We start from the raw sequence: 12,885 nt of genomic DNA on the forward strand, positions 1-12,885 counted from the left end.
CTTTCGAATCCATAAAGAGGCACTATGACAGTGCTTCTGCAGTGTCTTTTGCCGCGGTGTCCTTCGCCGAATTGTTGCTGCGGTGCAAGCGAAGAGCTGGCTCCCCCTAATCGATGAAGCCAGCCACTAAAAACTCGCTTTCGCAATGGCGTTTGGATTAGTTCTCGAGAACCGAGATATCACCACCGGTGGCCGATCCCAACGCACCCCAGACGCCATAAACGGACGCACCACCGGAGGGCTGTGCCAAAGCCAGATTCCCGGTGTCGATGGAATTGCTAAAGAAGCGCACTGAACCATCGCACATAGCCGCGTTCACGCCACCCGTGTGATTGCTGGAAGCCGGTAGCACCATGTTGGCTTGATCGCCCCATGTGCCGGCCTCCGCGCATCCTGCTGAATTAGGAGCACCAACGGTATTGAAGGCGCAGTACGATGCAGGCCCATCCGTCCAATTGATCCCACGGCGTCCATAAACGATCGTCCCAGCGTTAAAGAAGCGGCCGTTATGGACGCTTCGGCAAAGGATAGGCGATGCCCCGAGACCCGATACATTGTTCGCATAAGCCAACGTGACGCGAACGTTATTTGCAGCGGCTGCAAATCCATTCTGGCCGCCATTGCCTGTAGGCCCCTGGCAAAGGAGCTCGCTGATGCCGACCGTGTTGCTGGTGCCATCCGTAATTTGCCCAATCGTCCGCCAGAACATTCGGCCGAACATTCCCCGATTGGCCCCATTGTTATTCAAACCCGTCACCTGATCTCCAACCGACAGCGCATAGCTCATGTGCTTGGCGGTTGGATTAATCCCACCATCCGACGGGCACCGTAAGGTCGGAGGAACTCGATTCCAAGGCGCCCAGCTCAAATCGCCTCGCGGGCCCCCTGGTTGCACCCCGTTGGCCAAGTCTCCCGCATCGATTTGATTGGCCATGTTCCCCTGCTCGAAGAAGGGGAGAAGGGCCACAAACCCGCAAACCCGGCCGGAATTATGGAGAATGTTTCCGGTATTCGTCGTGACCGATGTCCCGGTTGTCCCCGTTGTCCCGTACATGCGTGCGGGGAATTTTTTATACGCGGACTCGTAATTGAACATGGACAGCCCAAGCTGCTTCATGTTGTTTGAACACTGCATCCGCCGGGCTGCCTCGCGCGCGGCTTGCACTGCCGGCAACAGCAGGCCCACCAGAATGCCAATGATGGCGATCACTACCAAAAGCTCCACCAACGTGAAGCCAACCCTGGAATGAATCCGTCTCATGCAAGTCTCCCTCTCAATGAATGAATGACTGCCCGCTGCTCTCAGGATGGGCGATCTATCGCCCACGCCCGTGCTTCAGTCAGGCTCATGCGCGGCTTCCGCGCATGCTTCATCCTAGGAGTGTCTTGCAACCATGTCAACAGTAGTGATAGTTATGGCGCCATTAAATGCATTTTGTGATGATTAGTTGCACGCTACGACATAATGGCGTAGTGATTCAACTTAGCCTTCATTCGCCTCGACGCCCGAGTGGAACGTGGAATAGATGGTGATGGGGATACCTAGCTCACCGAGTGTGTCGTAAACGAGCGGGCGAACATCATCCCATCTCAGGCCTCCCACCCCCGTCGCAATCGCAGGGAGCGCCAAACTTTCGATCCCTTCTTTCTCGACTGCATGCTTCAATCTCTTGAGCGCGTGATTCACGTTGGCCAACGTCGCCTTCCCCGGTCGCGACCCGTGATTGATCTCACCCTCTTGGGTAAGCAGATTGAATATACGCACGCCACCCACTCCCCCCCACATCCAAATTTCCCCAGGCTTCGGGTGGGTTTGGTGCGCATAGTGCCGAAAGTCCTTCGCCATCGAGGGCCATTTCTCTCGCAGCGCCAACGCCAAGCCGGAATCGAAATGGTCGTTCGGTGCAACCCCGTGTGCGATGGCTTGTGCTTTGCTCAAGAGAATATCGCCGCTTACTTCTCGTATCATGCTCTTTCCTTCATCGATGGTGTTCTGACACTTCGAGGAATAAGACGCGCGCTCCCGCCGCTCATTCCCACACTTCCCTTGCTACCAAGAGCGAAAGCCGTACCAGAGTGGAAGATTCAAGTTCACGCCCCGAAATGGCGCACTCCATGCGTCAGCAGGGTGGCGCTGAGCGCGTCAGAAAGGACCAGTCGCGCGTTTTGACGACCTAAAGATGCACAGAGTTGAGCCGGGGGCGTGCGTGCCCCCCTCAAATCGACGTCGCTCAGAACGGTTCGCAATCCGCCCAGTTGCGCCCCACCTTGACGTCGATTTTAAGGGGTACTCGAAGCGGCATGACTGTGGTCATGGTCTTCTGGACCAATCGAGCTAACTCCTCCCGATAGTCATCTCGGCAATCGAATATCAGCTCGTCGTGGATCTGCAGGATCATCTTCGCCGGCCAGTCGCGATGCTGAAGTTCACGGTGGAGTTCGATCATCGCCATCTTGATCATGTCGGCCGCGCTTCCTTGGATAACGGTGTTGATCGCCATCCGTTCGGGTTCAAGCAGCTGTTTCTTCTTCACGTCGGGCAAGCTTGGGAAGTCTCTCAATCCTTTCAAATATCGTTTGCGCCCGGACATGGTTGTGACGTAGCCATCGTGTCGGCATTGAACGAGCGTGTCGCTGATGAATCCTCGCACAGACGGGTAGCGATCGAAATATCGATCGATGAAATCACTAGCGTCCCCGCGAGCGATCCCCAAGGCTTTCGCCAAACCGAATGGACTCTGCCCGTACAGGATTCCGAAATTCACTGCCTTGGCCGCACGTCGCATGTCCGAGGTGACTTGATCGATGGGAATGCCGTGGACTTCGGAGGCCACGCGCGCGTGGATGTCCTCATCTTCCACAAACGCTTTGGTCATGCTCGCGTCTTGCGAGAAATGGGCGAGCACTCGCAATTCGATCTGCGAATAGTCCGCCGCTACCAAGGACCAGCCCTCCTCTCTCGCCAAGAACGCGGAGCGAATCGATCGTCCCTCGGCGGTTCGCACAGGGATATTCTGCAGATTGGGCTCGACACTGCTAAGACGCCCGGTGGCCGCGATGTCCTGGCGAAAGGAAGTATGAAGCCGCCCGGTTCGCGCCGAAACCAGCTTGGGCAACGCATCGACATACGTGTTTTTTAGTTTCGTGAACTGACGGTATTCCAAGATCTTCGCTGGCAAAGGATGTTCGGCCGCTAACTCCTCGAGCACCTCTGCATCGGTGCTGGGACCTGTTTTCGTCCTCTTGACCACACGCAGTTGAAGCCGTTCGAAAAGGATTCCCGCGAGTTGCTTGGGGCTATCCGGATTGAAGGACTCCCCGGCGAGCTGCATGATCTCGTCGAACAGTTGCAACAGCCGCGATTCGAACTGAGAGCTCAATGCACCCAGTCGTTCCGTCGAGATTCGAATCCCCTCGTATTCCATCCCCGCGAGGACTTGAATAAGGGGGAGCTCCAGATCCTCCATCACCGAGATCAAGTTCTCGTTCTTCAATCGTCCTTTCATCGGTTCGTAGAGTTGAAAGGGAACATCGACATCTTCGCATGCGTAGCGAGACACCTTCTCCACCGGCACCTGATCCATCGTGATCTGATTCTTGCCGGTGCCGATCAAGTCGCTGATAGGGATATTGATGTGCCCCAGCCACCGCTTGGCGAGCTCGTCCAAGTCGTGATTTCTCCCCCCTGCGTCGAGCAGATAGTCCGCGACCATCGTGTCGAATACGATGTTGAAGAGCGGCATACCGTGCGAACGAAGGACCACCGCATCGTATTTAATGTTCTGCCCCAAGAACGCTCTGGAAGGATCGGCGAACCAGGGAGCCAAAAGGGTTTGCGCGTCTTCCAGGCAAACGATGGTCTCCCCTGCAGGGCCGAGGATCGGAATGTACGCGGCCTGCCCTGCCCCCCAGCACAAACTGATTCCCACCAATTCCGCGTCGCGCGCTCGCGTGGAAGTTGTCTCTGTATCCACCGAAACAATTGGGGTATTTCCAATCTGCTTTAATAGCTCCGCCAAGGCATCGACGGTGTCGACGGTGCGATACCCTTCGCATGACAAGGTGGCCGTTGGTTCGGAGGGCGCATGCGACTCGGTGGAAAGTGCAAGATAAACTTCGGCGATCCTCCTCATCCCTAGGTCTTGGAAGAGCTGCGCCGCCGTATCGCGGTCAAAGTTGCCTGGCCTCATCTGAGACCATTCGAGAGGCAGTTCGCAATCGACTTTGAGCCGCACGAGCTCGCGACTCAACAAAGCCTTGTCCCGATGCGTCCTGAGATTTTCTTTCTTCTTCTCCCCTGCGACTTGGTCAATATTCGCGAGAATGGTGTCCAAGTCACCGAATTGCTCGAGCAACTGTTGGGCGGCTTTCGGGCCAATCATCGGAACACCGGGCACATTGTCCACCGAATCTCCGACCAGCGATTGAAAATCCACAACTTGTTCGGGACGAACGCCCCATGTCGCCATCAGCTCGGGTGCACCGAACAGTTCGTTCTTTCTCACGTTGAGCATCTGCACCCGATCGTTGATCAACTGCCTGCAATCTTTATCGCTGGTGACCAGCAACACGCGAGCCCCCCGATCCGATGCTTGCTTGGCGAGGGTCGCGATAATATCGTCCGCCTCATAGCCCGGCAGAGAAATCATGGGTATGGCAAGCGTTTCGAGGCACCGGTGGATCATGCCGATCTGGTCTCGCAGCGCGTCGGGCATCGCTTCTCGGTGGGCTTTGTATTGATCGTAAAGCTCATTGCGAAAGGTGAGCTCCGAAGCATCAAAGGCACAAACGAGAAACTCCGGCTTCCACTGTTGCCGCAAATTTGCCACATCGCGAAGGAATCCTTGGACTGCCCCCACTTCTTGGCCGTGTGGGTTGGTCATCGATGGAAGCGCATGAAAGACTTGGTAGATCAAGGAGTGCGAGTCGATCAAGACGACAATGTCCCCTTCACGAGGGGAATCGTGCGGCGGTGGAGCGGATGGGGAAGTCGATTCGGCAACTACCCCAGAACTCGAATCCACGTGAGGAGTCGGCGTTCCAGAAAGGATTGGCGACGTGGGTTGGGAGGACGTCGGTGCCCGAGACTCGATCGCATCGAATCCAAGGAGCATCGGTTGGTTCTGGGTTCCTTTTTTAGCCATTCTAGACGCGTTAACTTGGGGGTTAGTGAAAGGGAGGACGGTCGCAGTACTGCCGGACCACGGAAGAATGTCGGGCCGCTATTACAAATGATGGGATGCGATCGAGCCTAAAGCGACGACAGCAATCAGCAATAGGATGGCCGCGAAGATCAAGACAATCACCAACGCGAGCTTTGCATTGGAGAATGGAGCAATTCCGTACACTTCCCGTGTCTGACCATTGACCAATACGCGATACGGCTTTTCTTTGTACTGATAAGCCATGATCCAGACCGGAAGCAATGCAGGCACGCTCGACATCGCCTGCACTCGATTGTTGACATGAATATTTCGAGTGGATCCTGAGATCCGTCCTCGCACCTCCTCGGCGACAATGCGATCGATCGCGGCGCGTGCCATCGCTCGCGCATCGCGTTTGGTCACTCGGAATTCCTCAACGATCGCATGGACCAAATCGATTTCATCGGGCCGAACCCCTGCCGATAAATCGAAGGGCGCAATTTCTTGGACCTCTTGCGGTGTGAGGATTCCACTCGCACCGACGAGGATGGAATCGTAGCGACGCTGTGATGTCCCGGCGACGGGTCGCCAATTCCCCCTCGCCCCAGCGGGAACCTGGGACGTGTCGGCTGTCCAAGCGGTTTCGACCTCTGCGGAAAAGACCCAAAACGGTACGTAGACGGCCGTGACCTTGCTGATCACCGCTGCCTGGGCGGCATCATTCGGACGCCAAAATCCTCGCCCCAACCATTCGCGTATCATCCCTTCGACCTGCGACGCGTCGATCTGAAAAGGGACTACGACATGCGGTTCCAGTGTGCGCGCACTCGGTCGAGATTGCATGGATTCACTGCCGCAGAATGGACATCGCAGCTGGCGAGCCGATGGATCGTAACTCATCGATGCACCGCACTGGGAGCATTGAAAGCGTAGGACCCCTTCCTGCGATGGAGCCGTTTTCGGGGCAATCCCTACCCCTACTCCATCCAACCCAGAGGGATTCTCGGTGCCGCAGTTGCAGCAGAATAAATCCTCTTCGTCCAGAAAACTTCGACAAACCCCGCATCGCGATTCGAGCATCACGCACCTATTCTCGGATGGGTCAAAAGGACCACGATCACGATTAGGAGCAAAATCAAAAGAGCACCTGCAACGATCGCAACTGTGACCCGCGTCTTCGACCACGGCTTTTCGCCGTATATCTTGCCCGTTTGCCCATTCACCAGGAAGCGAAAGACTCGATCGCGATACCGATAAGTCAAAATGTGGACAGGAAGGAGGACAAGATCCGTTCCTCCCACATCCAAGTCGGTCGTGACTTCTAAACTCTGATACGTATCTCCCGGCAGGAAACTCGCAATGCCTCGCTTCTCGCGATCCCGAAACTCTTGACTGGTCGTCGTCAACGCTTCGTCCTTGGTGACGGAGTACTCCTCCACCAACCAACCCGCGAGGTAATCCGGGCGGTATCGCATCATATGCGTCAGCTGATAAGGCTGGATCTTGAGCGATTCCGAATGGGGAAGCCCCTTGGACGCCGAAACCATGTACCCTGAATAGTACTTGCGGTACTCGCCCGAGAGGGGCCACCACTCTGTCTCGCGCACTTGGCGTGTACGCGTCTCCCATTGCCCCTTCGAATTCTTAACTCGGTACGTTTCGGTACGATACCAGTACTCGCCTATCTGAGCTCGCCAACGGCTTTCCGCGATCATCGAGAAATGCCAAAAGGGTAGGTAAATCCCTTGCTGTTTATCAGTGAACGAACGGGCTTTCAAATCCCCAGGGCGAAACCAACTGTTTTTCCCGAGCCATTCGAAGAAGAGCTCGAGGGCACGCTCCCTGCTGATCGCAAATCCGATGACGAACTCGGGGCGGAGCGTACGGCGTTTTTCGGCCGCCAATTCGATGACATATGTCGAATCGCAAAACGGACATCGCAAGCTGTTGCCACCAGTGGGGACATCCACATCTGCCCCGCAGTTGTCGCAATGGAAACTGGTACCACTGGAATCCACAGGCGTCGCAGCTTCACCGTCTGTTCGATCCAAAACCGGTGCTTCGAGGATACTGGGTTTGCCATCGGACGACGGAGGTGCAAAGGGAACACCACATGCCGTGCAAAAACGAGCTCCCAGCTGCCGGGGAGATCCACACGCGGGACAGGGAAGCTCGGTATCAGGCCGCGCCCGCTCCCAGTCCGAATCGAGATCGGGCGAAATGACGGGAGGAAGAATCGGTGGTTCGTCGACTCGCACGGCGCGGTCCTAAGGCTTGCGATCCGAAAAACGCCCATTTGAATGCTTCGAAGTCCTTTTCGCAACGACACTCCCCCGTTCGCGTTGATCGGCAGCATAACCGCTACAACCGACAATCTCGCGGTACGTAGGAAAGTTCCCACTCCGGAAAGATCTCGAAAAGCCCCTTCCTCTTTTGGGAACAACCTACCGTTTACTGGTGATTTGTTCCCCTAGCGACAAGATCCATTATGGCAATCAAGAAAGACAAAGCGGAGAACGCAAAACAAGTCAAAGAGGCTCACGGCGATAAATCCAAGGATGCTGGCCCTGCCAAGGGTGGCGGACTCGTCGGGAAGCTGCTCCTCGCGGCATTCGTCAGCGCCGTCGTCATCACGGAGACATTCGTCTTCTTCTTCCTCGTTCCATCGGGTGAGGAAGTCGCCGCGCTGGCCGAGCATCGCTTGATCACCATCGCGCAAGAAATCGACGCGAAGGAGAAAGAGCATGAAGCTGAAGAGGACCACATCATCGAATTCGACCTCGGTACCTTCAGTATTTCCTTCATTCCTCCCGGTGCAGATATGAACTACCGCGTGGAGTTTCGGCTTTACGGCGAACTGCACGCCAAGGATGTCGAGCATTTGCAAGCAATCTTCGATGAACGGCAAGGCCGATTTCGAAATCGCATGCTCCTCGAAATCCGCAATGCCTCGCTTCAAGAATTGGAAGAAAACCAATTGGGGTTGATTCGACGCCGGCTATTAGCGACAAGTACAGAGTTATTCGGAGAAGCGATCCTGCTCAGCGTCGGATTTCATGACTACCAAGTCATCGAAGATTAGCGACGAGCGGCCGTTGTAACCCTCCCTTTGATGGCATTCCGCGAATCAAGGATGATTCCATGTCCGATACCACTGCTTCGTCGACCAACGCCGATCGTTCCACAACCCAGGCAGAAAATATTCTGGAACGAGCGGAGGCCGCCCTGCGCGATGTCGAAGAATCGCTTCGAGCTCCGAACGTCAAACGTTACGACTTAGAAGAACTCGTCGGATCGGATGGCCCGCCAGAAAAAGTATCAATCGATCTGCTGCGCGATGTTCAACTCGAACTGAAAATCGAACTCGGGCGGACTCGGATGAGCCTCGATGAAATCCTGAGGCTTCGAAAGGGATCGGTCATCACCCTCGATAAACTAGCAGGGGATCCCGTCGATATCTTTGTGAACGGCAGATTGGTCGCTCGCGGCGAAGTTCTCGTTCTCAATGATAACTTTTGCGTTCGGGTGGCGGAATTGGTGGGCAGCGATGCTATTTAGTCTACCGTTGTCGACGTTTCCCTTTTTTCCAAGCCCCCAAGTTGGATCCTCGCGCGAGATTTCTGCGCGAACGTGGTTAGGCTCTGTCGTCTTGGTCTTCTCCTGCTTCGCAGCTAACGTTCAAGCTCAAACGGAACCCCGCTCTTATGGCGATCCTTCGATCGTTCAGCCGCGCGGACTGAGTATCCAGCCATCGAGATCTGCCTCCGAACCAGCGGCTGCACCCTACAATGCCACGGGACTGCCACCCGCGAGTTCGGCTAGGCAATCTCCCCCCCAGCCGGTCTCACAGCCTACCTCGCTACCGAACTCTCTGCCCCAGCCCGACCAGAGCGTTCAAGCTGCCTCGTACAACGCACCCGTCTCGCTCCCTGCCCTATCCCAATCTTCGTCATCGACTGCAAGCGCCAAATCCAATGGCATTGCGCTGAAGGCGCCCAAGTCGCCGAAAGAAGGGGAAGTAGAACGTCCAACCAGTTCGCTAGGAACCTTCTTTTCTGTCCTGTTTTCACTTGGAATTGTTCTGAGCATGTTCCTCGGGCTCGCGTGGCTCTATCGCAAATCGCAACCCCAGAGTGCTGCAAAACTCCCTTCGGAGATCGTCCAAATTCTCGGCCGAACGAATATTGCACCGAGGCAGTCGATGATGGTCGTGCGATTCGGGAGCAAGCTTCTCCTGGTGAGTCAGCAACCAGGCCAAACAGAAACCCTGTCTGAAATCACGGATCCGATCGAAGTCGATCGGCTGGCAGGGATTTGCGAATCCAAAGCTCCGCGTTCCGCGACGCAGAGCTTCTCGAATGTTCTATTGCAAGTGGCCGGGGTAAACAAATAGCCGGGGCGCCGAATAGCTAGTTGCTCGGGGCCGATCGCATTTCGAACTTGGAGGGAATCCCACCTTTCGACTCATCCGCGTTCTCTGAACTCAGATAGCTGCCGCCAAAACACATGGGGCTGAACTGTTCGTGGATCGGATTGTCAACGTAGTGAGGGGCCCAGCCGGTCGCGTCTTCGAAGAAACGAATGCATCGGATATGGTGGTCGTCACACAAGTTGAACCAGTGCTTCATGCCGCGCGGGACATTGATCATGTCCCCGCTTTCGACCGTTACTCCGAAAACGGGACCACCTTCCGGATGCAAGTGAAAAACTCCCTTGCCCGAAACGGTGAAACGCACCTCGTCCTCGCTGTGCGTATGCTCTTTGTTGAACTTCTGAAGCATCGCATCCAAGTTGGGGGTTTGCGGGTGGACATTGATGACATCCGCCGTCACGTAACCTCCTTTCGCTTTGACTGCATCGATTTCGGGCTGGTATTCGGTCAAGATATCGGTGTCGCTCGCATCGGATTTGAGCCGCCCCGCGACCTGCCAATGCTCGTACCAAATCCCGAATGGCTTTAAAAATGCCGAGATCTCAGCCGGATCGCTGATGGTTCGATTTTGCTCTTCGATAAATACGCTTGCCATGTTGAACCGTGCTCTGGGGGAGGGGATGGATTCGAAACTCAAAGGTGGGACGCACCGCTCGGGAAGTATATCGATTTTGGGCCCCACCAACTACCACGATGCGTAGACGGTTTCGATCCAAGGTGTCTCGGTTCCCATTTTTCGCCAAACGCCGATGAATAGTACCGGCCTCGTCTCGTCGGATGTCTGGGCGAGAAACCGCCGGTGGACCTCTTCCGGTACGACTACCATGACCTTGTCGTCATTCACGGTCAGGTGCGTCGGCAGTTTCCACTCACCCTCGGTATTCTCAGGAACCGAAATCGAATCGACCAGCACCACGGCCCCACCGCTTTGATGAGGAGGGATCCCTTCGATTTTCCCCTCCAAGCAAAGAGTCAGCAATCGTGGATAGGCCGGTTCTGCCAAGAACGCACGACTCCAGGTGTCTAACTCTCGCTTCCATGCTTGAAGCGAAACACTTTTTTGCGAAACGACACCCTCAGCCACACGGAGACATGAGCTATAAAACTCGCGTGCCATCGCCTGTCGCTGCTCGTTGTCGGCGTTGGGCCAGTTCTCCTTCAACTCCAGCTGCCATGCTTCGCATTTTGCGATGATTTCCCGCAGGCTCTCTGGCGTCAATGAGGAGGGATCGGTGACCTCGCGGTTGAGGCCCCGTGGTTCGTCAGAAAGGGGCGTGGCATCGGAAAACGCTTCCGATGCTGGGGGTGCATCGGATAAAGATGTCTCGGGGGCAGCGGTTTGTTCGGATCTTTCGGTGGGGTGTGGGAAGGCTTCTGAGTCCGAGTCCGAGGACGACGAGCTTTTCAGGCTTGGTAACTGGCTTGTTGGCCCCGATGCGACGGATGGGGATGACCAATCTAGACGGTCGGCCCGGTTCGAATCGCGCAGAGACCGACCGTCTCCTCCGCCAAAGGTGCCATCGTCGCGGAAAGAGTTCCCTCGCAGATGCCTCGGTACAATGGCCGGGATGTACCGCGCGACAGTTGGTCCGGCATTCCCTAAGTCCCTTCCAAAACCATACCAGAGGATCGCGATGGCGATCGGGATCGCCGCCAATCCCCCCAGCACCGGCGGAACAATTCTCCCGAGGAGGGAGGTCTCAGCTCGTTGGGTACGCGTAGCAGGAGCCGAGGTCACCACCCAAGCAGGAGTTGTTTCCGCGGCATCTGCTTCGGCCGACTCTACTTCCGGGAGCTGTGCCTCCGGTGGGGCAGACTCCCCCGGAACGGCTTCTCTTGAAACGGGGCCATCCCAGGTTACGTCCAGCGGATGACTGCCGTTCAAAGAGCCCGCGAGATCGTCCGGGTTCGAAGAAGTCTGACTCATTTAGGAATAACCGAAGGTGGAAAAACAGGCATCCCGTCCACAATCCAGTTCAGGAAGAACGAGCGGTACCCTTCAAGATACCCTCAGGAGGGGGCGGGCAGCCCGTTTCGGCTCCAAAGAATCGTTGAAATCGGAGGGGCCGGCAGGAGGATTCTTCCCGATCTCCCGAGCATAGAGGCGACTTCAGGGCCTTGTGGCTTGGCTTGCGGGGCAGTTTAGACCATACTTTGTTTAGTTCTGATCAGTTATTGCGGTATTCTCCCGGGGTACCGATCTAACCCGCCAAAATCCCCCACACAGCTAGACCCTTTCCATGCTTCTCCGAAAAGCACGTTTAAGCCTCCTTGCCATCCTGTTCCTTGTAGCCCTTCGATTCGTTGTTGGGTTCCACTTCTACATGGAGGGTGCGACCAAGGTGAAGGAGGGGAACTTTTCGTCGACCGGATTTCTCGCCGGGGCAAAAGGACCTTTGGCGGATAAGTTTCATCAGTTGATTCCCGACTACGACGGCCGTTTTCGATTGCCGGAGCTTCGAGAACAAATGCCGGAAAAGGATCAGAAACCGACCAAAGAGGATTCGAACAAACTGCTTTCCTACAAGAAGCTTTTCGAACACCTGGATGCGTACGCTGCCAACGCCAAAGAACTCTACGGATTTACCGAGGAGCAGAGCAACAAGGTAGACGAATTGGTTAACGGCTCGAAGGAGGTAACCGGAGCGAAAGAAAAACTGATCGCTGTCGCTGACGATTGGGGCCCTCAAATTAGTGAGTACCTCGTAGGATTCGAGCGAGTCGCCATCAACCAACGCGACGAAATGCGAAACAACGTTGCAGGGTTGCGAAAACAGAAAGACGAAATCGAGAGCAAGTGGCGCGCATTGGTGAAAGCCCCTCTCGCGGATGTGGACTCGATCTTGGCGGACTTGGAAACCAAAGTCAACGCAATCGCCAAAGGGGAACAAAAGGGAGAAAAGAACAAGCAACGCTATGCGGAATTACGACTGCCCGATGCAGGGCCGATCGATGTCAAAATGGTGGACCGGATCATCCCTATTTTCGATATGACCGTTGGCATCCTGCTGATGATTGGCCTCCTGACGCCGTTAGCTGCTCTGGCCGCAGGCCTCTTCCTCGCATCGGTGGTCCTCACCCAGTTTCCGGGTTACCCCGGCGCACAACCGACCTATTATCAAGGTATCGAAATGTTGGCTTGCTTTCTCCTCGCATTCACCGACGCCGGTCGGTATGCAGGACTCGATTTCATTCCTTGGAGTTTCTGGAACCGCGGCACGAAAAAGGCAGACGCGGAGTAATCCAGTTCGGCTTCGACCTACGTAGAATTACAAAGACCAAACGACCCAACCCACACCACCCATCAAC

Annotated in this window: 11 protein-coding genes; 4 read left to right on the forward strand and 7 right to left on the reverse strand. The window is 55.7% G+C overall.

The features are described from left to right. Positions 1 to 157 precede the first annotated feature (157 nt). The 5 genes from VN12_RS22560 to VN12_RS22580 form a co-directional block, all read right to left on the reverse strand. The gene (locus VN12_RS22560; RefSeq protein WP_146678911.1) at positions 158 to 1,261 is read right to left on the reverse strand and encodes a DUF1559 domain-containing protein; all 1,104 of its coding nucleotides are present in this window, start codon (positions 1,259 to 1,261) and stop codon (positions 158 to 160) included. 222 nt (positions 1,262 to 1,483) lie between these two features. Then, positions 1,484 to 1,969: a macro domain-containing protein gene (locus VN12_RS22565; RefSeq protein ID WP_146678912.1), complete on the reverse strand. Its 486-nt coding sequence runs from the start codon at positions 1,967 to 1,969 to the stop codon at positions 1,484 to 1,486. 262 nt (positions 1,970 to 2,231) lie between these two features. Next, a complete protein-coding gene (gene polA, locus VN12_RS22570) occupies positions 2,232 to 5,144 on the reverse strand; it encodes a DNA polymerase I (RefSeq protein ID WP_240491236.1) in 2,913 nt (970 codons plus the stop codon). An 81-nt stretch (positions 5,145 to 5,225) separates the two neighbouring features. Next, positions 5,226 to 5,987, reverse strand: a complete 762-nt coding sequence (locus tag VN12_RS22575; protein ID WP_205855124.1) for a hypothetical protein — start codon at positions 5,985 to 5,987, stop codon at positions 5,226 to 5,228. Between the two features lie 236 nt (positions 5,988 to 6,223). Continuing rightward, the gene (locus tag VN12_RS22580; protein WP_240491237.1) at positions 6,224 to 7,402 is read right to left on the reverse strand and encodes a zinc ribbon domain-containing protein; all 1,179 of its coding nucleotides are present in this window, start codon (positions 7,400 to 7,402) and stop codon (positions 6,224 to 6,226) included. A 230-nt stretch (positions 7,403 to 7,632) separates the two neighbouring features. Here VN12_RS22580 and VN12_RS22585 point away from each other — a divergent pair, with 230 nt between their 5' ends. The 3 genes from VN12_RS22585 to VN12_RS22595 are packed head-to-tail and all read left to right on the forward strand — an operon-like array spanning position 7,633 to position 9,537. Beyond that, entirely contained in the window at positions 7,633 to 8,226 is a 594-nt protein-coding gene (locus VN12_RS22585) for a dihydrolipoamide acetyltransferase (protein WP_146678914.1), read from the forward strand. Between the two features lie 59 nt (positions 8,227 to 8,285). Further along, positions 8,286 to 8,702 (forward strand): flagellar motor switch protein FliN, encoded by a 417-nt coding sequence (gene fliN / locus VN12_RS22590; protein ID WP_146678915.1) that lies wholly within the window; start codon positions 8,286 to 8,288, stop codon positions 8,700 to 8,702. Further along, positions 8,692 to 9,537 (forward strand): FliO/MopB family protein, encoded by an 846-nt coding sequence (locus VN12_RS22595; protein WP_168164592.1) that lies wholly within the window; start codon positions 8,692 to 8,694, stop codon positions 9,535 to 9,537. The genes fliN and VN12_RS22595 overlap by 11 nt, the downstream gene beginning before the upstream one ends. 16 nt (positions 9,538 to 9,553) lie before the next feature. On the opposite strand, the gene VN12_RS22600 is transcribed toward VN12_RS22595, so the two are convergent. Together VN12_RS22600 and VN12_RS22605 are read right to left on the reverse strand one after the other, a co-directional pair. After that, a complete protein-coding gene (locus VN12_RS22600) occupies positions 9,554 to 10,171 on the reverse strand; it encodes a 1,2-dihydroxy-3-keto-5-methylthiopentene dioxygenase (RefSeq protein WP_146678917.1) in 618 nt (205 codons plus the stop codon). 90 nt (positions 10,172 to 10,261) lie between these two features. Then, on the reverse strand, positions 10,262 to 11,503 hold the full coding sequence (locus VN12_RS22605; RefSeq protein ID WP_146678918.1) for a hypothetical protein: 1,242 nt from the start codon (positions 11,501 to 11,503) through the stop codon (positions 10,262 to 10,264). 313 nt (positions 11,504 to 11,816) lie between these two features. Here VN12_RS22605 and VN12_RS22610 point away from each other — a divergent pair, with 313 nt between their 5' ends. Further along, entirely contained in the window at positions 11,817 to 12,818 is a 1,002-nt protein-coding gene (locus VN12_RS22610; RefSeq protein ID WP_146678919.1) for a hypothetical protein, read from the forward strand. Positions 12,819 to 12,885: the final 67 nt, after the last annotated feature.

This window comes from Pirellula sp. SH-Sr6A, from assembly GCF_001610875.1.
In the GTDB taxonomy this organism is placed as follows: Bacteria; Planctomycetota; Planctomycetia; order Pirellulales; family Pirellulaceae; genus JBKCUI01.

Bases quoted from the DNA above. Each gene is read 5' to 3' on its own strand.
- fliN (WP_146678915.1), top strand. From the start codon at position 8,286: ATGTCCGATACCACTGCTTCGTCGACCAACGCCGATCGTTCCACAACC.
- VN12_RS22600 (WP_146678917.1), bottom strand. From the start codon at position 10,171: ATGGCAAGCGTATTTATCGAAGAGCAAAATCGAACCATCAGCGATCCG.
- VN12_RS22585 (WP_146678914.1), top strand. From the start codon at position 7,633: ATGGCAATCAAGAAAGACAAAGCGGAGAACGCAAAACAAGTCAAAGAG.
- polA (WP_240491236.1), bottom strand. From the start codon at position 5,144: ATGGCTAAAAAAGGAACCCAGAACCAACCGATGCTCCTTGGATTCGAT.
- VN12_RS22565 (WP_146678912.1), bottom strand. From the start codon at position 1,969: ATGATACGAGAAGTAAGCGGCGATATTCTCTTGAGCAAAGCACAAGCC.
- VN12_RS22610 (WP_146678919.1), top strand. From the start codon at position 11,817: ATGCTTCTCCGAAAAGCACGTTTAAGCCTCCTTGCCATCCTGTTCCTT.
- VN12_RS22595 (WP_168164592.1), top strand. From the start codon at position 8,692: ATGCTATTTAGTCTACCGTTGTCGACGTTTCCCTTTTTTCCAAGCCCC.
- VN12_RS22560 (WP_146678911.1), bottom strand. From the start codon at position 1,261: ATGAGACGGATTCATTCCAGGGTTGGCTTCACGTTGGTGGAGCTTTTG.
- VN12_RS22575 (WP_205855124.1), bottom strand. From the start codon at position 5,987: ATGCAATCTCGACCGAGTGCGCGCACACTGGAACCGCATGTCGTAGTC.
- VN12_RS22605 (WP_146678918.1), bottom strand. From the start codon at position 11,503: ATGAGTCAGACTTCTTCGAACCCGGACGATCTCGCGGGCTCTTTGAAC.